Annotated in this window: 14 protein-coding genes; 4 read left to right on the top strand and 10 right to left on the bottom strand. The window is 70.6% G+C overall.

What is annotated here, in order from left to right:
- Nucleotides 1-34 precede the first annotated feature (34 nt).
- From NF4_RS14080 to NF4_RS14115, 8 genes are all read right to left on the bottom strand, one after another.
- On the bottom strand, nt 35-277 hold the full coding sequence (locus NF4_RS14080; RefSeq protein WP_063127783.1) for a phosphopantetheine-binding protein: 243 nt from the start codon (nt 275-277) through the stop codon (nt 35-37).
- Between the two features lie 11 nt (nt 278-288).
- Nucleotides 289-1,128 carry a siderophore-interacting protein gene (locus tag NF4_RS14085; RefSeq protein WP_157120300.1) on the bottom strand — a complete coding sequence of 280 codons (840 nt, stop codon included), beginning with the start codon at nt 1,126-1,128 and terminating at the stop codon, nt 289-291.
- Nucleotides 1,128-2,465: an enterobactin transporter EntS gene (gene entS / locus NF4_RS14090; RefSeq protein WP_084533114.1), complete on the bottom strand. Its 1,338-nt coding sequence runs from the start codon at nt 2,463-2,465 to the stop codon at nt 1,128-1,130. Before entS ends, NF4_RS14085 begins: the two co-directional genes overlap by 1 nt.
- On the bottom strand, nt 2,462-3,460 hold the full coding sequence (locus tag NF4_RS14095; protein ID WP_063127784.1) for an ABC transporter substrate-binding protein: 999 nt from the start codon (nt 3,458-3,460) through the stop codon (nt 2,462-2,464). Before NF4_RS14095 ends, entS begins: the two co-directional genes overlap by 4 nt.
- A 78-nt stretch (nt 3,461-3,538) precedes the next feature.
- Nucleotides 3,539-10,657 carry a non-ribosomal peptide synthetase gene (locus NF4_RS14100; protein WP_198165331.1) on the bottom strand — a complete coding sequence of 2,373 codons (7,119 nt, stop codon included), beginning with the start codon at nt 10,655-10,657 and terminating at the stop codon, nt 3,539-3,541.
- Nucleotides 10,658-10,809: 152 nt separating this feature from the next.
- Entirely contained in the window at nt 10,810-11,655 is an 846-nt protein-coding gene (locus NF4_RS14105; RefSeq protein ID WP_063127786.1) for an ABC transporter ATP-binding protein, read from the bottom strand.
- A 7-nt stretch (nt 11,656-11,662) separates the two neighbouring features.
- Nucleotides 11,663-12,742: a FecCD family ABC transporter permease gene (locus NF4_RS14110; RefSeq protein ID WP_063127787.1), complete on the bottom strand. Its 1,080-nt coding sequence runs from the start codon at nt 12,740-12,742 to the stop codon at nt 11,663-11,665.
- Nucleotides 12,739-13,707, bottom strand: a complete 969-nt coding sequence (locus tag NF4_RS14115; RefSeq protein ID WP_232330459.1) for a FecCD family ABC transporter permease — start codon at nt 13,705-13,707, stop codon at nt 12,739-12,741. The genes NF4_RS14110 and NF4_RS14115 overlap by 4 nt, the downstream gene beginning before the upstream one ends.
- A gap of 635 nt (nt 13,708-14,342) precedes the next feature.
- Between NF4_RS14115 and NF4_RS14120 the strand changes: the two genes are divergently transcribed.
- From NF4_RS14120 to NF4_RS40040, 4 genes are all read left to right on the top strand, one after another.
- Entirely contained in the window at nt 14,343-14,987 is a 645-nt protein-coding gene (locus tag NF4_RS14120; RefSeq protein WP_063127789.1) for an MspA family porin, read from the top strand.
- Nucleotides 14,988-15,053: 66 nt separating this feature from the next.
- Nucleotides 15,054-15,716 carry an MspA family porin gene (locus NF4_RS14125; RefSeq protein WP_063127790.1) on the top strand — a complete coding sequence of 221 codons (663 nt, stop codon included), beginning with the start codon at nt 15,054-15,056 and terminating at the stop codon, nt 15,714-15,716.
- Between the two features lie 329 nt (nt 15,717-16,045).
- Complete coding sequence (locus tag NF4_RS40035) at nt 16,046-16,375, top strand: YaeQ family protein (protein ID WP_369690931.1); 330 nt, start codon at nt 16,046-16,048, stop codon at nt 16,373-16,375.
- Nucleotides 16,359-16,589: a YaeQ family protein gene (locus NF4_RS40040; RefSeq protein ID WP_369690932.1), complete on the top strand. Its 231-nt coding sequence runs from the start codon at nt 16,359-16,361 to the stop codon at nt 16,587-16,589. Before NF4_RS40035 ends, NF4_RS40040 begins: the two co-directional genes overlap by 17 nt.
- A 28-nt stretch (nt 16,590-16,617) precedes the next feature.
- Here NF4_RS40040 and NF4_RS14135 read toward each other — a convergent pair whose 3' ends face one another.
- Both NF4_RS14135 and NF4_RS14140 read right to left on the bottom strand, forming a co-directional pair.
- Nucleotides 16,618-18,231, bottom strand: a complete 1,614-nt coding sequence (locus NF4_RS14135) for a PfaD family polyunsaturated fatty acid/polyketide biosynthesis protein (protein ID WP_063127791.1) — start codon at nt 18,229-18,231, stop codon at nt 16,618-16,620.
- 75 nt (nt 18,232-18,306) lie between these two features.
- A partial coding sequence (locus NF4_RS14140) for an SDR family NAD(P)-dependent oxidoreductase (protein WP_157120302.1) occupies nt 18,307-21,980 on the bottom strand: 3,674 nt, incomplete at its 5' end.

A 21,980-nucleotide genomic window follows, 5' to 3' on the forward strand; every position in this document is an offset into this window, starting at 1 on the left:
GGACTGCGCCGGGCGCGCGGTCCGCGGTGCCCGGTCACGGGCACAGCACCTCCAGCCAGGACTCCAGAACGGGGTCACCGGCCAGTATCAACGGGTCGACGGTCTCGTGTCCCTCCGACCGCCACTTCTCCACCAATTGCATGATGCGCACCGAATCCAGTCCGGCGTCGAGCAGATTGGTGTCGGTGGACAGTTCCTCCGGCGCCACGCCCAGCAGATCGGCCACATCGCGGATGAAGTGGTCGCGGTCGGCCACCGCGGTCGGCTCGTTCGTCATCTCTGTCCTCCTTATTCTTCGCGGTCGAAATCCGCGACTCCGTGCTTCCAATAGCCCGCGATCAAGCAGTCCTTCGCCGGCACACCGAGTTCGCCGCGCACCCATTTGCGGATCGGTCGCAGCAGGCCGGCTTCTCCGGCGACCCAGGCGTAGACGTTCTGGCCATCCGGCACGGTGACCGTGCGGATCGCCTTTTCCAGCAGGTCGCCGGTCCCCGCCCGCGCGTCGCCCCGGTGCAGCCACCGGACCTCCACCCCCGCCGGGGCCGCCAATTCGATCTCCTGGGTCTCGTCGACCACTTCGACGAACACCCAGCCGGTCTTCTCGCGCGGCAGCCATTCCAGCCAGCGGGCGATCGCGGGCAGCGCGGTGATATCGCCGGCGAACAGGTAGTTGTCGTAACTGGTGGGTATCACCACGCCGCCGGGCGGGCCCGCGATGTGGATGCGGGTGCCCGGCTGCACGGCCAGCGCCCAACCCGAGGCGAGACCGCCGGGATGCAGGGCGAAATCGATATCGAGTTCCCCGGCCGCCGCGTCGTAGCGGCGCACCGTGTACTCCCGTGAGATCGGCCGCGGTGCGGGCCAATCCAGCGACAGGCCGTCGGGGATCGGCAGCCGCAGCATGCCGTCGGTATCCGGGAACACCAGGCGCACATGCTCGTCGGGCACATAGCTGTGGAACCCGTCGAGTTCGGGACCGCCGAAAGTGATCCGGATCAGCCCCGAACCCACCGGGGCGGTGCGGATCACCTCCAGTTCCCGCAATCCGATCGGATAACCGACCTTCGCACCGTGCGTGCCGGCGAGCACTTCGGCGATCCGCTCACGGTAGGCTCCGCGATCCACCATCACACTCCGTCCTTCTTCTCCTCGACCACGGTCCCGGCGGCCTTCTCTTCGACTACGGTGCCGCCGACCGGAACCTGCGTCGGCGGCGGTGGCTGCGGCGGCCCGCCCGCGGGCGCGGTGAGCCCGTACAGCGGCCACACCAGCACCAGCGCGAACACGAACAGCACCAGCACCGCCGCCCCGTAGACGACCAGTGCGGTACCGGGTTCGACGAGGTTGCCGATCGCGCCGGCCGCCATGGACCCGACCGCGGTACCGGCCACCGACTGCACCATGAGCAACCCCGACATCCGCCCGCGCATATCCTCCGGCGCGTTCTGCTGCAGTACCGCGTAGCGCAGGATGCCGTTGACCGCCCGGGCGACGCCGAACGCGGCCAGTCCGAGGAAACTCCACGCGGCCTGCGGCCAGATACCGGCCATGACCACGCCGAGCGGCATGAGCGCCAGCGAGCCCAGCAGCACCAGTCCGTTGCGCCGTGTACGGCCGATCCAGCCACTGGTCAGCGATCCCAGGACGGCACCCGCCCCGGGCGCGGCATAGAGCAGGCCCAGGGTGGCGGGACCCGCGTCCAGGGCCCGGTCGGCGAAGGCCGGGAGCAGTACCAGGGGTCCGCTGACCAGCATGGCCAGCAGGCCGCTCACCAGTACCGCGCGAATAACGTGGTGCCGCACCGCGAACGCGATACCGTTCCCCAATTCCACCAGCGGATTGCGGATATCACGGGCCGGCGGCGGGGCGGGCCCGATGGCCCGGATGAGCGTCACGGTTGCCACGGTGGCCGCCGCGGCGGCGAAGAACGCGAACGACACCCCGATCTGCGCGATGAGCACGCCGGCGATCGCCGGGGTGATCATGGTGCCCAGATCGGAGGTCAGCGTCGTCAGCGCACCGGCGGCCGGTACCTTCTCCCGGGCCACCAGCATGGGCACCAGCGCCATCATCGCCGAACCGCTGATCCCTCCGGCCAAGCCGTCGACCACCGCCGCGGCGTAGATCACCGCGAGGAATGGATCGGGCAGCAGCGCGTTCACGCCCAGCGCGAGGAACCCCAGGCCCGCCGCCGACCGGGACAGCGAGATCACGGTGCGCCGGTCGTACCGGTCGGCGATCACCCCGCCGCCGAGACTGCCGGCGAACAGTGCGACCGCCATCGCCGTGGATACCCCGGCGACGTGCAGACTCGACCCGGTGAGCTCGTAGACCTGCACCGGCAGGGCCACCATCAGCAGGCCGATGCCGAGAACAGAGACCAGTCGCGCACCGAAGGCACAGCGGAACCGCCGGCTCTCCCGCAGCGGAGAGATATCGATGAGGAGGCCGGCGGGGGCTTTCACTTGAACTGCTCCTGGATCAGATCGAGGGTGTCCATGACGCCGCGGTAGTCCGGCCGGTAGCTGGTGGCCGGCAGTTCGTAGATCTTCTTGTCCTTGAACGCGGGCAGCTGGGCGTACAGCGGATCCTTCGCCAGATCGGCCGCGCCCTTGGCGCCGCTGAGCGGCACGACGAACACCACGGGCGCGTCCACAACCTCGGTCAGCAGTTCGGGGCTGAAACCGAACCAGTCGGCCGAGGGGTTCAGCTCGGGATTACCGGCCTTCGCGAGGACCTGGTCATCGGCCTTGAAACCCAGTTCGGCGAGCAGCGTCGGCAGCGCGGCATTCGGCAGGATCATCTTCGGCTGCCCGTCGGCGGCCGACTGGAAGTAGCCGACCTGCTGTTCGGGGACCTCGATCGCCGCGGAAACCTGCTTCACCTTGTCGTCGTAGGCCGAGATCAAATCGGCGACCTTGTCGGCGCGATTGACCACATCGGCGATCTGCTTCAGCTGATCCTGCCAGCCGGTGACATTGCCGGGCAGCAGTACTGTCGGCGCGATGGCGCTGAGCTGGTCGTAGGCGTCCACCGACTGTTTGGCCGGGAAGCCCTGGCCGCCACCGATGATCAGGTCGGGCTGGAGGGAGGCGACGAACTCCACGTTCACGGCCTGTCCCACCGGCACCATCTGGGTGCCCTGTTCCTTCGCGGCGTCGGCCCAGGTCTGCGGGAAGTCGGCATTACGGCCACTGACCCCGAGCACCCGCGGGTCCGCCGCGGCCACCGGAACGTCGAGGTCGTAGAGGTAGCCGGCCAGCGCGCCGTTGAGCACCACCACCCGCTGCGGATCCGCGGGAACCTCGATGGCGCCCTTCTCGGTCTGGACCGGGCGGGTCCCGGAGGCGGCGGCGGGTTCGGCGTCGGAGCTACAGCCCGCGACCGCGACCACCGCGACGAACAGACCGACCACGAGGCGTAGCCAGGCCGCGAAGCGGCTGTGGGATAACAGCGACATAGGTGTTCTACTTTCTTTCTCGGACCGCCGAGGCACCGGATGGTGCCGCGGCGAAGCCTCGGGGACCGGGACGCACGGTCAGGTCCGCAGCGCCGCTTCGGTATCCAGCAGCGCGGCGACCTCCGACCAGCCGTCCTCGGAAACGATCCCGAAATGGGAGTAGGGCAATCGGCGCGAGGTGATCCGCGCACCGGCGGCGCGCCAGCCCGACAGCTGGGCGGCGACCCGCTCGGCATCGTCCTCGCCACCGGGATCGGCCGCGTACAGCGCCATCGGCCCGGCATAACTCGGTGCCTCGGAGACGGTGACCATACGCAGCAGTTCACCGGCCGCGCCCCGGATGAGCGCCGCGAGATCCGGGGCGTCGTCGGGGAGTTCGGGCAGCAGGGCCGCCAAGCGCTCCGGATCCGCCAGCGCCGCGGTGGCCTGGTCCGCCAGATTCGCCAGCGGATGCGAATCGACCAGGCCCACGAATGCGACCTGCGCGCCGCACTCGGCGAGTGCCGCGGCGATCGCGTGCACGATATTGCCGCCGAGTGAGTACCCGAGCAGGTGATAGGGCCCCTCGGGCTGGATCTCACGGATGGTCGCCAGATAACGCGCGGCGAGTTCGTCGATGGTCGTGGCGCCCGATTCCGCGCCCCGCAGCGTCGGCAACTGCAATCCGATCAGCGGCCGGTCGGCACGCAGCCGCCGGGCCAGCGGGGTGAACTGCCAGGCGGTGCCGCCCACCGGGTGCACACAGAACAGGGGTTCGGCCGAGCCACGGGGACGCAGTTCGAGCACATGGTCGAGGCGCCGGCCGAGCATGGCGATCTCCTCGGAGGGCGTGGCGAGATCCGCTTCCGGAACCGGAACGACCTGCGGTGCCGCCACCGGGGCGCCGCCGTCGATCCGGGCCGCCAGCTCCCGGGCGGTGGGCGCCTCGAAGATATCGTCGACCACCACCTCGTGACCCGCCCGGCGCAATCGGCCGACCAGCCGGACCGCGGTGAGCGAATGACCGCCCGCGGCGAAGAAATCGTCGTCCGGGCCGATGGCCGCCCCTGCGAGCACCGCGGCCATGGCCTCGAGCACCGGCCCGGCGGCAGTGGACAGCGTCGGGTCCGCGACCGCGGTGACGGCGACGACGGGGGCGTCCACGGGATAGTCGGGAACCGGGAGCGCCTTGCGGTCGAGTTTGTCGCTGCTCGTCATCGGGATCTCGTCGAGTTCCACGAACGCCGCCGGAATCATGTACTCCGGCAGGGCTTCGCGCACCGTGGCCCGCACCGCGTCGACGTCCAGGGCGGCGCCGGTCCGCGTCCGCAGATAGGCCACCAGGCGTTGATCACCGGGGTTGTCCTCGCGCAGGATCACCGCCACCTGGGCGATCTCGGGGCGGCGCAGGATCGCCGACTCGATATCGCCGAGTTCGATCCGCTGTCCGCGCAGTTTGATCTGGCTGTCGGTGCGGCCCACGTACTCGAGTTCGCCGTCGGCGCCCCAGCGGACCAGATCGCCGGTGCGGTACATCCGTTCGCCGTTCCCGGCGGGATCCGCGACGAAGGTACGGGCGGTCTGCTCCGGGCGGTGCAGGTATCCGCGGGCGAGCTGCACTCCGGTGAGATACAGCTCCCCGACCGCCCCGGACGGCACCGGCCGCAACCTGTCATCGAGCACCCGCACACCCGCGCCACCGGGCGGACGGCCGATCGGGACCGTCACGGTGTCGGCGTCGTTCGTCGCGTGATAGGTGATGCAGACCGCGGCCTCGGTGGGGCCGTACAGGTTGTTCACCCGGGCCCCGGTCGCGGTCCGGAACCGCTGTGCCGTCGCGGGCGGCAGCGGTTCGCCGCCGGTGAACACGCAGCGCAGCGCGCCGCACCCGGACAGATCGCTCTCCTCGGCCGTGGTGGTGAGCATGGACGAGGTCATCTGGATCGCGGTGACCCGTTCCTCGGCCATCAGCCGTGCCTGATAGTAGGGGTCGCGGTGACCGTTGGGGCGGGCCACCACGATCCGGGCGCCCACCAGCAGCGGCAGGAAGATCTCCAGCAGCGAGGCGTCGAAGGTCGCCGGGGTCCGGTACAGCACCGTGTCACCGATCCCGAACCCGTGCTGCTCCTGCAACCAGGCGAAGGTGTTCACGATGGCCGCGTGCGGGACCGTCACGCCCTTGGGTACCCCGGTGGAGCCGGAGGTGAACAGCAGGTAGGCCGCATTGTCCGGCCGCAACGGCGCGAGCCGGTCGGCGTCGGTGAGCGCGGTGTCCGCGAAATCCGTGGTGTCGAGCGTATCGACGGGAACCACGGGCGCCCGGCCGGTGTCGAAGGCGTCGGCGGCCGTGGTCAGCACCAGCGGTGTCGCGGCGGCCGCGAGGATGGTGTCCACCCGTTCGGCGGGCTGCCCCGGATCCACCGGCAGGTACACCCCGCCGGCCCGGCAGATGGCGTGCGCCGCGATCACCTGATCGGCGCCGCGCCGCATGGCCACCGTCACCACGGTCTCGGGACCGATGTCCCGGGCGACCAGCCAGCGGGCGAGCCGGTTGGCGCGCGCCTCGAATTCGCGGTAGGCGATCGTCGCACCGTCGACCGTGATCGCGGGCGCCGCGGGATCGAGCGCGGTGTGCGGACCCCAGTCGGCCATGGTGCGGCCGCGGGTGTCCGGGTGACGGGTGGCGGCCAGCACGGCGCCGGCGGTGGCGCCGGGCTCGTCGACCAGGGCGGTGAGTACCGCACCGAGCCGGGCCGCCATCCGCGTGGCGGACGCGGCGTCCACCGCGCCGGGGTCGTGATGCAGCATCAGGCGGAATCGGTCGCCGGGCAGGGCCGTCACCGTCACCGGGTAGTGGGTGAGGCTGTGCACCGTCACACCGGTCACCTCGACCTCGTGCGAGTCATTGCCCTGCACACCGGTTTTCGGGAAGTTCTCGTAAACAACGAGGGTGTCGAACAGCCGGCCGATTCCGGCCGCCCGTTCGACCGTGGCCAAGCCCAGGTAGCCCTGGTTCTGCAGGTCGAGTGTGGTCCGCTGGAATTCGGCGAACTGCACGGCCGCGGGCCGTGCGGGATCCAGGGTCAGCCGGACCGGGACGGTGTTGCTGAACAACCCGACCATGCCCGCCACACCCGGCAGCTCGCTCGGCCGGCCCGACACCACCGCGCCGAAGACCACATCGTCGCGACCGAGTTGCTCGGCCAGGACCAGCCCCCACGCACCCTGCAGCAGGGTGTTCATGGTCAGTCCGTTGGCCCGGCCGAACGATTCGAGCGCGGCCGCGGTCGCGCCGGCCAGCGGCACCTCGAGCCCCACCGCGGCCGACCGCGGCCCGGGCGCGCCGACCAGGCTCGGCGCGGACAGTCCACCCAGGTATTCGGCCCAGCGGCGGACGGCCGCGTCGTTGTCGCGGGCGGCGAGCCAGGCCAGATAGGTGCCGTAGTAGCCCGGTTCGGACAAGCGCTCGCCGTGGTAGAGCGCGAGCGTCTCGCGCAGCACGATCGGCACCGACCAGCCGTCGGCCAGCAGATGGTGGGCGGTCAGCACCAGTCGGTGCGCGGTATCGGACAGCCGGATGAGCAGTGCCCGCAGCAGCGGTGGTTCGGCGATATCGAAGGTCCGCGCACCGGCCAGCTCTTCCAACTCCAGCGCGCCCGCCGCGGCCGCGGCCGGTGACCGGTCGCGCAGATCCTCGACCTGCCACGCCACCCGCGGTGTCCGCGGGATCACCTGCACCGGGCGGTCGAACTGCTCGTACCGGAAGGCCGCGGCCAGGTTCGGATGCCGTCGCAGCACCGTCGCGTACGCCGCGCCCAGCCGGTCCGGGTCCAGCGGTCCGGCCAGTTCGAAACGGGCGGTCAGCGTGTAGACATCGGCCGCGCCGTCGCGCAGGGCGTGGAAGAGCAACCCCTCCTGCAACGGGGAGAGCGGCAGCACATCGGCGATCGGTCCGTACGCGGCGGTCGATTCGGCGGCGTCGCCCGGCGGGAGCGCTATCGAGACGGCGGCCGCGTCCGGTGGCTGCTCCGTCGCGGAAAATGCCGTGGGAACGGCGTTTTCGGCCGCCGCGGCCAGATCGGCCAGACTGCGGCGGGTCAGCATGTCCTGCGGGGCCAGGACCAGTCCCCGTTCCCGGAGCCGGGTGCAGACCCCGATCGCGGTGATGCTGTCCCCCCCGGCGCCGAAGAAGTCGTCGTCGATATCGACGGTCGCGCCGCCGAGCAGTTCGGCCACCACCTCGGCCACCGCGTGCTCGGCCGCGGTGGCCGGCGCGCGCCCACCGGCCGGTTCGGCCGGATCGGGCAGGGCGGCACGGTCGACCTTGCCGTTCACCGTCCACGGCAGTTCGCCGAGCACCACGATCCGGGTCGGGACCATCGGGTCGGGCAGGGATTCGGCCAACCGGTTGCGTATCCGGGCCCCGAGGTCGCCCGGGCCGCCGCTGCCGTCCGGCGCTCCCCGCACCGGGACGACGTAACCGACGAGACTCGCCCGCCCCGCGATATCCCGGATATCGGCGGCCGCCGTCGCGACCTCCGGGAGCCCGCTCAGCGCGGCCTCCACCTCACCGATCTCGATCCGGTGTCCGCGAATCTTCACCTGGGCATCGGCGCGGCCGGAATAGAAATAACCGCTACCGGGCTCCCAGCGCGCCAGATCGCCGCTGCGGTACATTCGGGACCCCGGCGGGCCGAAAGGATCGGCCACGAAGCGCGCAGCGGTGATTCCGGGTGCGCCCAGATAGCCCTGCGCGATACCCGCGCCCGCCAGATACAGCTCGCCGGGCTGTTCGTCGGCCACCGCTTGGAGACCGTTGTCCAGGAGATAGGCCCGCACCCCGGGCAGCGGGACACCGATATGCGGGTCCGGGCCGCGCACCGGCGCGCCGATGGCGTCGACGGTGGCCTCGGTCGGGCCGTACAGATTGACCGCGGTGATCCCGGCGCGCTGCACCTGCTGCCACAGATCGGGCGGGCAGGCTTCCCCGCCCAGGACGAGCAGCCGCGGCGCGAGCTCGGCCAGCCCGTGTGCGAAGAGGGCGGCGGCCAGCGTCGGGGTCCCGTCCACCACCTCGATTCCGTCGGTTCGCAACGCGGCGACCAGCGCCGCGGGATCACGCCGGATCTCGCTGTCGTACAGATGGATCCGATGACCGTCGAGCAACCACAGCAGTGGATCGAGAGCCGCGTCGAAGGCGAAGGACGTCGTATGCGCGACCGCGAGCCGCCGGCCCCCGGCCCGTTCGACGGTCTCGGCGTAGATCCCGGACCGGTGCCCGGCCACCAGCTGCGCCAGCGCGGTGTGGTCGATCACCACACCTTTCGGCGTACCGGTGGAGCCGGAGGTGTAGAGCACATAGGCGGGGTGATCACCCCGGACTGTCCCGGTCTCGGCCGCGGTCGGCGGTGTGCCCGGATAGCCGCGCAGCGCCGCGCGCACCGGATCGCTGTCGAGTATCACCGCCGGCCCTTCGAGAGCACCGGCCAGGGGGCTGTCGGTGAGCACCAGGACCGGAGCGGCGTCGTCGATCACGGCCTGGAGCCGGGGCACCGGATGTTCGGGGTCCAGCGGCAGATACGTGCCGCCCGCGCGCCATACGGCCAGCAGCGCGACCACCAGATCCGCGGTCCGCGGTAGCGCGACACCGACGAGCCGGCCCGGTGTCACGCCCCCGTCCCGCAGATACCGGGCCAGCCGGTACACCTGCTCACCGAGTTCACCGGCGGTGTAGCGCTGTGCGCCGCTGACCAGGACCGTGGCATCGGCGTACTCCGCGACCATCCGGTCCAGCGCGGCGGGCACCGGTTCGGCGGTGCCGGCGGCGGGCGGGCCGCAGCGCGCGGCCAGCAGGTGGTCGCGGTCCGCGCGGTCGATCAGTTCCAGGGTCCCGACGGCCACCTTGTCCAGTTCGGTGAACGCCTCGATCACCCGCACCAGACCCGCCACCCGGCGGTAGGCGGTCTCCGGATCGTTGGTCCGGGCATCGCATTCGAAGCCGAGCAGCACCGATTTATCGGGGAGGGGGGTCACCACCAGTCCGAGATCATCCGGCGGACCGCCGGCCACGTTCCGCAGCACACCCTTGGCGCCGTCGAAGTCGAGCGCGAAATCGAAAACCTTGAGATTCATGCCGATTCCGTGCAGCAGTTCACCCGCCCCGAAACCGCTGAGGTCGCGGGCCAGGTCGGCACCGCTGTAGCGCTGATGCCTGCGCATCTCCCGCAGCGTCTCGGCGACCCGCACACCGAGTTCGCCGACGGTGTCGTGGGCGTGCACGGTCAGCCGCAGCGGCAGCACGTTGACCGCCATCGCCGGGGTGCTCAGTGCGACCCGGCCGACCCGGCCCATCATCAGCATCGAGAGCACCACATCGGAATTGCCCAGCAGCCGCTGCACATAGGCGGCGTAGCAGGCGATCAGGCCGTCGGCCCAGGTGATCCGGTAGCGCTCGGTGCAATTGCGCAGCCGTTCCAGCGTTTCCGCCGGCAGGATCGCCTCGGCGCGGAGGGTGCGCTCCACCGCGCCCCCGAGGGCGGTCCCGCGGCCGTCGAGCGAGGGTGCGGGGCTCAGCTGTTCGCGCCAGTAGCGCCGGTCGGCGGTGAATTGCTCGCTGTCGCGATAGTTCTGCTCGTCGGCGACCAGTTCGGCGATGGTGCCGAAGGTCGCCCGGGGCGGTTCCGTCTGCCTGCGTAGGGCGGTGTAGTGCGCGGCGACCCGGCGCGACAGCAGGGCCGCGCTGTAGCCGTCGACGATCAGGTGGTGGTACAGCTGCACACACCAGACCTCGGAGTCGGTGAGCCGGATCAGCGTGTAGTTGTACAACCGCCGGTCCACCATGCCGCGGCACCGCTGCGCCGCCTGATGACGTTCCAGTGCCACCGCCTCGTGGGCGAGCGAATATGGTTCGGCCGCACCGCGCAGATCGATCATCGGTTGCAGGACGGCGGGCTCGTCGCAGACGTACTGCCGGGGACCGGCCGCGGTATCGCGGAAACGCAGCCGCATGTTCTCCGCCTCCGCCACCGTGCGGCGGATCGCCTCGGCCAATGCCCCGACGTCGATGGGAGTATCGCCGGAGATCTCGAGGACTTCACCGACCAGATAGCGCCCGGAGTCCGGATCGAACAGCTGCGCGTTCCATATTCCCAGCTGAGGGCCGGTGAGCGGTAACCCGGGATCGCTGGCCTTCGAGGCATCCTGCTCTGCCGCCGGCACGGCAACTCCCTTCACTGTGAACCACATTCGGTGTGGTGCCGATACCGGTCCCTCTATCGACCGGCACGACACACGACCACAGTTGAGGTTAGCCTAACCTTTACTGAAGTAAAACACCTATCAGGCAATAGGTTTTGTCCGGTTTGTCGCGTTCAGCCCACGCGCACCGCGTTCTCGGCCAGCGGAACCACCAGCGGGGCTCCGGTTTCGGGATCGTCGATCACCCGGCAGCCCAGGTCGAACACCTTCTGCACCAGTTCGGCGGTGACGATCTCGCGCGGCGCTCCGGCCGCGATCACCGCCCCGTCGCGCATGGCGATCAGATGATCGGCGTACCGGAACGCGTGATTCAGATCGTGCAGGACCGCGACCACCGTCCGCCCGGTCTCCCGGTTCAACTCGCGGCACAGATCCAGCAGCTGGATCTGGTGGGCGATATCGAGGAAGGTCGTCGGTTCGTCGAGCAGCACGATCGGCGTCTCCTGCGCGAGCACCATCGCGATCCACACCCGCTGCCGCTGACCACCGGACAGTTCGTCCACCAGCCGCCCGGACAGTTCGGTCACCCCGGTGGCGGCCATGGCCGCGGCGACGGCCTCCTCATCGCGGCGCGACCACTGCCGGATCAGCGATTGATGCGGATACCGGCCGCGCGCCACCAGATCGGCGACCCGGATCCCCTCCGGCGCGGTCGATGTCTGCGGCAGCAATCCGATCCGCCGGGCGACCTCTTTGGCCGGATAACTGCCGATCTGCTTCCCGTCGAGCAGCACGGCGCCGGATTCGGGTGCCAGCAGCCGCGACAGCGCCCGCAGCAGCGTGGATTTCCCGCAGGCGTTCGGGCCGATGATGACGGTGAAGGTGCCGTCGGGGATATCGACGGTCAGTTCGTCGCTGATGACCCGGCTGCGGTAGCCCAAGCGCAACCGGTCGGCGCGCAATCGGGCCGGCGCGGCGGCCCCGTCGGCGGCACTGTGCCCGAGTTTTTCGTCCACCATGATTCCCTCAGTTCCGTCGAGCCTCGGCCACCAGCAGATAGGCCAGATATGCGCCACCGATCGACGCGGTCACCACCCCGACCGGCAGGGTGGTCGGCGCGAACGCCCGGCGCGAGATCCAGTCGCAGACCACCAGCAGCAGCGCACCCATCGCCGCGGCCGGCAGGATCGCGATCGTCGGGGTGCGCGCCAGGCGCCGGCCCAGTTGCGGCGCCGCCAGCGCCACGAACGCGATCGGGCCGGCCACCGCGGTGCCGACCGCGGTGAACGCGACACTGAGCACGGTCAGCACCAGACGGGCCCGCCCCACCCGGATCCCGAGCGCCTGCGCCGTATCGTCCCCCAGCTCCAGCACCTGCAACCGGTAGGCGGCGGGAACCACCGCGACGGCCAGGATCGCCAGCACCACGAGGGCCGGCACGATTTCGTCCCAGGTGAGGCCGTCCAGCGTCCCGACTCCCCACGCGGCGGCCGACATCGCCTCGTCGAGGTCGGCGCGCAGGATGAGCCAGGTGTTGACCGCGGCCAGCATCGCGCCGACACCGATACCGACGATGATCAGCCGGAAACCCTTGACGTTCTGCCGGAAGGCCAGCAGGAAGATCGCGAGCGCGGTGAGCAGCCCACCGCCCAGCGCACCGGCCGCGGTGGCGTAGTAGCCGCCACCGGACAGCAGCACCAGCAGCGCACCGGTGTAGGCGCCGGAGTTGAACCCGACGATATCCGGACTGCCCAGCGGATTACGGGTGACCGATTGCAGGATGGCGCCGCTGATCCCGAGCGCCGCGCCGAGCACCAGCGCCATGAGCACCCGGGGCATTCGCCATTCCCGCACGACCAGTTCGTCGCCACCCACCCCGTTGCCGAGCAGCGCCCGCACCACCCGGTCCGGCGGAATCGCGAAATCGCCGGTGCCCAACGCCAGCAGCGCCACCACGCCGGCGGCGGCCAGCAGCACGACCGTCACCACGAGGCCGCGCATCCCGAAACGAGTGGTGACACCGCGCAGGCGCAGCACCCGGACCGACCGGCCGAAATCGATGGTCGAGGCGGCGCCGAGGCGCGGCGGCCTGCGCACGGTGGTCACGACTGCCTCATCTCCGAGCGGCGGGCCAGCCAGATCAGCACCGGCGCGCCCAGGAACGCGGTCACCACACCGGCGGACAGTTCGTCGGGCGGGATGGCGATCCGGCCCACCACATCCGCGAAGAGCACCAGCGCGGGCGCCAGGACCAGGGAATAGGCGACGATCCAGCGGTGATCGGGGCCGACGATCCAGCGCGCGATATGCGGCACCGCCAGGCCCACGAAGGTGATCGGGCCGACCGCCGCGGTGGCGGTGCCACAGAGCAGGATCAGCGCGAGCGCGGTACAGGCCCGGGTGCGGGTCACGTGCACGCCCAGCGCGCGGGCCAGATCGTCGCCCAGCGCCACGGCATTGAGCGAGCGGGCGGCGACGAAGGCCAGGATCAGCCCGGCCACGATGAAGGGCGTGGCGCCGGCGAGAACGTCGTAGCCGCGGCCGGTCAGCGCACCGGCGTCCCACTGCCGCATCTTGTCGAAGGCGGTCGAGTTCAGCAGGATCAGCCCCTTGGTGACACCGGTGAGCACGGCGGTCACCGCGACACCTGCCAGAGTGAGCCGAATCGGATCGGTACCCCCGCGCCCGACGGTTCCCAGCCGATACACCGCCACCGACACTACAGCGGCGCCCGCGAATCCGAACCAGACATAGGAAGCGATCCCGTCGGCGCCCAGATAGGCGACGGCGACCGCGATGGCGAACGCGGCGCCCGCATTGATACCGAGCAGGCCCGGATCGGCGAGCGGGTTGCGGGTCAGACCCTGCATCAGGCAGCCCGCGACCCCCAGTGCGCTACCGGCGAGCAATCCGAGCAGCGTACGGGGTAGGCGGTATTCGCTGATGACCAGGTCGTCGGGCGATCCATCGGGCTTCCACAGTGCACTAATGATTTCCGTGATCGGAATATGCGCCACCCCGACCCCGAGGCTCAGTAAGCAGGCGATTACCAGAAAGACTGCTCCCAGCAACCATCCAGACCACCTGCGGACACCCACATATGTGTGGTATTCATAGGACGAACCGGCAGTCATGAGGCGGTGTCACAACTTCTGTGCATCGAATCGTCCCTTCCGGTCCGTGTGATGTAGGCCACTGTCATCGCTCACAAAAAACGTTAACAAGGCTTTATAGTGAGCGAAGGCTAACCTAACTTCAGACGGGCTGGCAACAGACTGCGCCGACACCGCACCCACGGTGTCCGCGAGCGGTGCCCACCCCGAACGGGGTGAGTGCCCGTCCGGCGCAACGACGCACGAGCGAGAGGTGTGAGGGATGTGGACTCCGACGCTGCTGACGCCCGTGCGCCTGCCTTCCCCCTCGCCGACAGTTTCCGGCCGAACCCGGCCGGGTTGTAAGAAGATGGACAGGGATGAGGGATAGATGACGCAGCCATTCGTCACCTGATCGCCCAGGAAGACGATCCGACACCACCGGTGGGTTTTCGTAACCCCCGGATTTCACCTGCGATTGCGCAGTAATACCCCCCGAACCGCGGTCTACGCGCGTGCGCGTACAGGCCCGGGGATCACTGCTGCCCTTTTCGCCGGACGGCACCGTGCGGCCGAAATAGGGCGACAATTCGCAAAACCATGAGGGAACCACGATGAATATCAAGTCGATTGCTGCCACCGCGGCGATGACGGCGGCGGTACTGGGCGTCGCCGGAGGCATGGCGAATGCCGACACCTTTGTGCCGCTCCCCGGCGGCGAAAAGCTCGGACCCGGCGTGAAATTGAGCCGTGTCGACGAGAGCGCGCTCATCTCGCCGTCGCTGTCGGCCAACGGCGCCGGCCGGGTCGCCTGGCTGAGCGGACGCGTCTTCGCCGACGTCAGCCAGACCCCGGAGGGCACCCCGGGCCCATGGAAGGGCCCCACCAACGCCCCCGGCACCAACAACTCGTCCACCCACGGCACGTCCCGCGTCAGCGCCGGGTACATCGTCGGCTGCCAGGTCAGCATTGCCGACGACGCCATCTCGGCCGGCGTATCGGCCAGCCTGAGCACCTCCAGCCTGGGTGCCAGTGGTTCGCTCGGCATCAAACTCGGCCCCGGTGAGGTCAAGTTCGTCAATGTCGAAGGTGTCGATATTCCGAAGCCCGGCGTGTACTGGGTCGACTACAAAGACGTCGAAATCAATATCGAAGGGTGCGCCGGATACGCGCAGGCCCGTTCCTACGCCGTCGTCGAAATCATCGGCGACCATTATTCGAAGACCACCCTGTACGGAGCTCCGTTCAGCGTCGGCTGACGCACGTCGTATCTGGTCGATCCAATCCGTCGCTGAACGGAATTCTTTTCCGAGAGGGAAACTGTCATGTCTGTAATCAAGAAAAGCGTCGTACGGGCCGCGAGCCTGGCGGCCGCGTCCGCGGCCGCGGTGGGCCTGTTCTCGACCGGCGCGGCCGCTGCCGACACCTTCGTGCCGCTGCCGGGTGCCGAGCTGAACCACACCCTGCCCAACGGCCTGAACATCACCGCCCGGATCGCCAACGAGTCGGCGCTGATCAACCCCTCGATGGGTTCGACACCGCTGCACCGTAACGCCTGGGTCTCCGGTAGCGCACAGGTCGAGGTGCACGGTCCGCACAAGGGCACCAAGATCACCCCGGGATATGTCGTGGGCTGCCAGGTCGATATCAGCGGTGGCGCCGGCAACAGTGGCGCCGGTGTGACCTCTTCCGGTGACAAGGTGACCGGCAGCCTCAGCTCCGGCGCCAACCTGACCCTCGGCCCGGGCCAGGCCACTTCGTTCCTGCTGCTCGATATCGAGAAGCCGGACGTCTACGGCGACGAGGGCCACACCTTCGCCAACAAATTCACCGGCCCCAACGGCTCGGTGACCTGGACGGATTCCACCATCGGTCTCAACGGCTGCGCCGGTTACGCCCAGGCCCGTGCCTTCGTGCGGGTCGAGACCACCACCGAGCAGGGTATTTCCGAGTTCCGCGTGTGGGGTCAGCCCTTCAGCCTCGGCTGAGCCCGGTCCAGCGGTTCCGCTCGACGGCGGTAGCCCCGGCCCGATGGCCGGGGCTATCGCTGTGGGCGCAGCCGCCATCGTCCGCGGGATAGAACCGCTCCGGCCATCCGGTTCGATACAGCCGAGGATGCAACGCCGCCGCCTCACGAGACGTTCGGGTTCCGGCGTATTTGTGACACCGCACAAGAACACTCGGATCGACCGGAGCATTCCCCGCGCCTGTGCCGGCACCTGTAGCTCCGGGCCGTGCGTACGTCCGCCGCCGCTCCGGCCGTGCGCGGATCGGGCACGGGACTTCACCCGACCACGTTCGTTAGGCTGACCGTCCTATGGCTACCGGCGCGACTCTGCACACCGTCACCCTGCACCTGTCCGATATCGATCGGGGCGTCTACCAGGAGCTGGAGTTGCGGATGGCCCGGCATCCCTCGGAGACCACGGAATTCCTGATCACCCGGCTGCTGGCCTACTGCCTCGAATACACCGACGGCATCGCCTTCAGCGACGGCGGCGTCTCGTCCACCGACGAACCGGCGGTTCTGGTCCGCGATCTCACCGGCCGGATCACCGCGTGGATAGAGGTCGGCGCCCCCCGATGCCGACCGCGTGCATCGCGGCAGCAAACGCGCCGAGCGGGTCGCGGTGTACACCCATCGTGACCCGGTCAAGGTGCTGGCGCAGCTGTCCGGCAAACGGATCCATCACGCCGCGGACATCCCGCTCGTCTCGTTCGACCGGGCCTTCGTCGAGGCCGCGGCGGCTGCCCTGGAACGCCGTAACACCGCCACGGTCTCGGTGACCGAACGCCAGCTCTATCTCGAACTCAACGGCAGTTCGCTCAGTACCCCGATCACCGACCAGCATCTCGCGTGAGCCCCCGGGCGCTGATTCCGCGCGGTCGTCAGACCGCGCTCGCGGCCCGGTAGCGCACCGGGGGGAACACCCGGTCGACGCCGAGCCGGACCGCCGCGTCCCGCCGGGTCAGTGCGGCCGCGCCGCGCATCAGGTTCTCCGCGATCTCGACCACTCCCGGCGCGCCGATATCCGGGCCCGCCCAGCGGTTGAACGCACCCATCGCCGGTCCGCACCACAGCTGGAAGTCACCGCGGCGCCCGGTCTCCCCTTCGGTGGCCCAGCGGGTGGACATCCCGAGATACCAGCGGAAGCACAGGGCCATCCGGTGTTTACGGTCCCGTTCGGCGCGAGTGAGCTGTTTCGGATCGCGGTCCTGCCAGAAATCCCGGGTCCGCGCCCAGATCTCGTCGACGGTGGCGCCGAAGATCTCGGTCTCGAGCTTCTTCGTATCGGCCGGGCTCAGTTCGTCCAGACCGGAATGAGCGGTGTAGCGGTCGTAGAGCCACTGGGCGCGGGCCCAGAAGCGGCTCCCCTTCTTGAGCACCTGCACGCGGGCACCGATCTCGAACATATCGGCGGCGGGCGCCGTGGTGAAGTCGGCGATATCGGCGGCCGCGAGCAGGGTTTTCGCCGCCGCGGACATATCCGCTTCCGGTGTGAGCTGATTGATCGAACCGGTCAGCACATAGTCCGCACCCAATGCGAAGGCGGCGGCGACCGCCTCGGGGGTGCCCAGCCCGCCGGCGGCACCGAGCCGGACCCGCCGGTCGTATCCGTACTGCCGGGTGACCTCGTCGCGCAGGGCGATCATCCGCGGCAGCAGCGCCAGCAGCGGGCGTCCGTCGGTGTGACCGCCGCTGTCGCCCTCCACCGTGATGTCCTCGGCCACCGGCACCAGGGCGGCCAGCTCGGCCTCGGCGGCGGTCAGTTGCCCGGCCGCCACCAGCTTGCGCAGGATCTTCTCCGGGGCAGGTGCGAGGAACAGCCGCGCGACCTCGGGCCGGGACACCTTGGCCAGGATCTTGGTGGCCCGCTGGACGCGGCCGTCCGGCCCGCAGTGCAATCCGGCCGCCGCGCAGCGCACCACAGCCGGGGTGAGCCCCATGAAGGCGGACGCCGAAACGGCCGGCACCCGGTGTTCGAGCAGCAGTGCGGCAGTGGCCTCCTCCAGTTCGGGTTCGCCGGGGTTGTGCAGCAGATTCGCCCCCCACGGGAGACCGTCCAGCTGCCCGGCCAGCTCGGCCACCGTCCGCTCCACCCGGGCGAGACTCAGCCCGCCGGTGCCGAAGAAGGACAGGATTCCCGCACGCGCGGCGGCGGTGACCATTTCGGCGGAGGCGATCCCGCGGGCCATCTCGCCGACCACGTAGGACAGCCGTACCCCGTGTGCGCGCCGGAAGGCCGCCGAGCCGAGGGTGTCCGGCCCGCAGGGTTCCACCACCCCGAGCACCGGGAGGTCACCGGCCGCCGCCGCGGCGGCGGGCACCAGCGTTCCGCCCGCCGCCGGTACCGGCTCGCTGTCCGCCACGACGACCAGCCGCCGGCCGGTATCGTCCAGCAACTCCGCGGCATCACCGCCCACCACGTCCGGGTCGCGCAGGTAGAGATCGTGGGCGTCGCGCGCCCCGGGCAGGGTCGGGGTGGCGTACGGGGAAGACATCGGCGATCCTTCGGTCGGAGAGTGGGTGCGGGCTACCGGTGGGTGGGGACGGCCGTACCGTCCCCACCCACCGGCTCATTCCGCGGTGAGCTGCCGGTCGATCAGCGCGAAGAGCTCTTCGGCACTGGCCTGTTCGACCGCGGCCTGGTCGGCACCGGTCTCGGTGTCCGGTTCGGGCAGGGTCTCGGCCAGCAGTGCGCGCAGGCCCTCGGCCAGCCGTGACCTGTCCTGTTCGGAGGGCAGGATCCCGAGCAGGGCCCGCAGTGCGGCGAGCTGATCGTCCACCGCCGACCCGTTCGACACCTCCGGGGCAGCGGCAGCCGCCCCCGCCTCCTCCACCAGCGACCGCAGCATGCCCGCCACCGCGACCGCGGTCGGATAGTTGAAGACCAGCGCGTAGGGCAGGGTGACCCCCGCCGCCTCGGCCAGCCGGTTGCGCAGTTCCACCGCGGCGAGCGAATCGAATCCCAGCTCCTGGAAGGGTGTTTCGGGATCCAGTGCCGCGGCGTCCGGATAACCCAGCACCGCCGCGGCGTGCTCGCGCACCACCTCCAGCACCACTCGGTCACGCTGTTCCTCCGGCACCGCGGTCAGCCGGGCGGCCAGCGCGGTGCCGTCGGCGCCGGACCCCGCGACCGCGGGCCCGGCCTCCCGCCGGACCCGCGGTGCCGGGACCAGCGCACCGAGTACGGCGGGCAGGCGACCGGCCCGGGCGCCCGCGGCCAGGGTCGGCCGGTCGAAATCGACGCAGACGGCCAGCGCCGAATCCGCGGCCGCCGCCGCGTCCAGGTAGGCGGTCCCGGCGGCATCGCTCAACGGTGTGATGCCCATCCGGCGCAGCCGGGCCACCGCGGCCCGGTCCAGCGCGCCCGTCATACCCACTTCCTGACTCCAGGCGCCCCAGGCCACCGACAGCGCGGGCAGGCCCGCGGTGCGGCGGGTGTGGGCCAGGGCGTCGAGGAAGGAGTTCGCGGCCACGTAATTCCCCTGCCCGGGGGCGCCGAGGACGCCGGCCACCGACGAGTACACGACGAAGGCCGCCAGCTCGTGCCCGCGGGTGAGCTCGTCGAGGTTGAGCGCGCCGTCGACCTTGGGGGTGAGCACCCGATCGACCTGTTCGGCGGTGAGGGTGTCGATGGTGGCGTCGTCGACGACACCGGCGGAGTGGATCACCGCGGTCAGCGGATGATCGGCGTCGACCGAATCCAGGACCGCCGCCACGCTCGCCCGGTCGGCGACATCACAGGCGGCGACCCGGGCCCGCGCACCGAGTTCCGCCAGTTCCGCGACCAGTTCCGCGACCCCTTCGACCGCTTCGCCCCGGCGCGACACCAGCAGCAGGTGCCGGACACCGTGCGCCGCCGCCAGATGCCGGGCGGTCACCGCGCCGAGGCCGCTGGTGCCACCGGTGATCAGCACCGTCCCGGTCCCGAAGGCGCCACCGTCCCGGGCCGGTACGTCCGTGGCGGGCGGCGCGGCAGGGGCCAGACGGGGTACGAACATCCGCGCACCGCGGACGGCCACCGACGGTTCCCCGGCTTCCAGGACGCCGCGCAACACCGCCGGGTCCAGTTCGCCGTCGTGGTCCAGCAGCAGGATGCGGCCGGGATGTTCCGACTGCGCACTGCGCACCAGGCCCGCCACCGCAGCCGCGACCGGGTCCACCGGGGCGTCCGGCAGACCCGCCGCACCGCGGGTCGCGACCACGAGCCGAATATCGGCGGTCCGTTCCGCCGACAGCCAGGACCGCAGCATCGCCAGCGTGGCGTGTACCGCCCGGCGCACCGCGGCGGCGCGATCGTCGCCCGGTGCCGGGCCGTCCTCGGGCCACGACCACACCACGACATCCGGAATGCTCTCGGCCGCGGTGAGTTCGGCCGTCTCGGCGATATGCCGGTCGATACCGGGTATCCGCAGCGCACCCAGGGTGGCGGGGGTTGCGGCGGTGCGTGGAGCGGGTAGTTCGGCCGGGGTCCAGTTCAGTACCAGCGGCACCGGCCCGGCCTGCGCGCCGGCGGCGGCGAGCGCCTCCGGCGTCACACCGCGCGCGGTGACCGCCGCGACCGACGCCACGAAAGCTCCGGCGCTGTCGACGATATCGATCCCGATCCGCCCGTCGCCGCGCGCGACGACACGGGCCCGCGCGGCCGCGGTACCCCGGCGCCCCAGCCGCACTCCGGCGAAGGAGAAGGGCAGCGGCACCTGTCCTTCCGCGAACTCGCCGGTCAACCCGTCCAGCGCCGCGTGCAGGCAGGAGTCCAGCAGTGCCGGATGCACACCGAACCCGGCGACCGGACCACTCACGGTCTCGTCGAGGGCGACCTCGGCGAAGGTTTCGGACCCGCGCTTCCAGCGCGCGGTGACACCCCGGAAGGCCGGGCCGTAGTCGAAGCCGCGCTCCGCGAGACGGTCGTAGAACGCGCGGTCCTCCACGCGCTCGGCGCCCGGTGGCGGCCACGCCTGCTCCTGCCACACCGCGCCGGGTTCGCCGCCGCCGGCCAGCACACCGTTCGCGTGCAGCACCCAGGGGGTCGCGGCGGGCGCATCACCGGTTTCGACCGGTCGGGAATGGATCTCGAAGGTGCGCCGGCCGGTACCGTCGGGTACTGCCAGGCCCACCTGGATATCCACTTCGGCGCCCGCGGCGAACACCAGCGGCGCGGCCAGGACGAGTTCCTCGACCGTCTCCAGGCCCAGCCGCGTCCCGGCGGCCGCGACCATCTCCACGAAAGCGGTACCGGGCAGCAGCACCGATCCGAGCACCGCGTGGTCGGCGAGCCACGGATGGGTTCGCAGTGACAGAAGTCCGGTGAACAGCCACTCGTCCTGTGCCGCGCGCGGCACGGCGGCGGTGAGCAACGGGTGGCCGAACGAGCCGGTCGCCGATTCGGGAGCGGGTTGCGGCCAGTAGCGCCGGCGCCGGAACGCGTAGGTCGGCAGGTCGACCCGGTAGTCGGGATGTCCGGCGAACAGCGGCGCCCACTCCACCGGGCCGCCCGCCACCGATACCTGCGCGAGAACGGAAACCAGTCCGCGGACCTCGTCGACCGCTCGCCGTACCGAGGCGGCGACCACCGACCCGGCTTCGAGGTCCGGATGCTCGGCCAGGCATTCCCGGGTCATCGCGGTCAGCACCGCGTCGGGGCCCACCTCGACGAAGGTCCGTACCCCGGCCTCGATCAGCGCCTCCACCCCGGGCGCGAATCGCACGCATTCGCGGACCTGGTCCACCCAGTGCTCGGGGTCGGTGAGTTCCGCCGCGGCGAGCCCACCGGAGAGGCCGGATACCACCGGCAGCAGTGGTTCCCGGTAGGTCAGGCCCCGGGCGACCTCCCGGAATTCGTCGAGCATCGGTTCCATGAGTTCGGAATGGAAGGCGTGGCTCACCCGCAGCCGCGAGGTCCGCACTCCCTCGTCGGTGAACCGCTGCGCGATCTCCTCGATCGCGTCCTCCTCGCCGGAGAACACGACCGCGGACGGTCCGTTGAGCGCCGCGATCGACACCCGGCCGAGGTAGCCGAAAACCACCTCGGTCGCTTCGGTCTCGGTCACCGCGACGGCCACCATGGCGCCGCCCGCGGGCAGCGCGCCCATCAGCCGGCCCCGCGCCGCCACCAGCGCGCAGGCGTCCGGCAGCGACCACACCCCCGCCACGTACGCCGCCGCCAGTTCACCGATCGAATGCCCCGTGACCAGGTCCGGCACCATGCCGAAGGACTCCAGCAGCCGGAAGAGCGCGACCTCGAAGG

Source organism: Nocardia fusca NBRC 14340, from assembly GCF_001618425.1.
GTDB lineage: Bacteria > Actinomycetota > Actinomycetes > Mycobacteriales > Mycobacteriaceae > Nocardia > Nocardia fusca.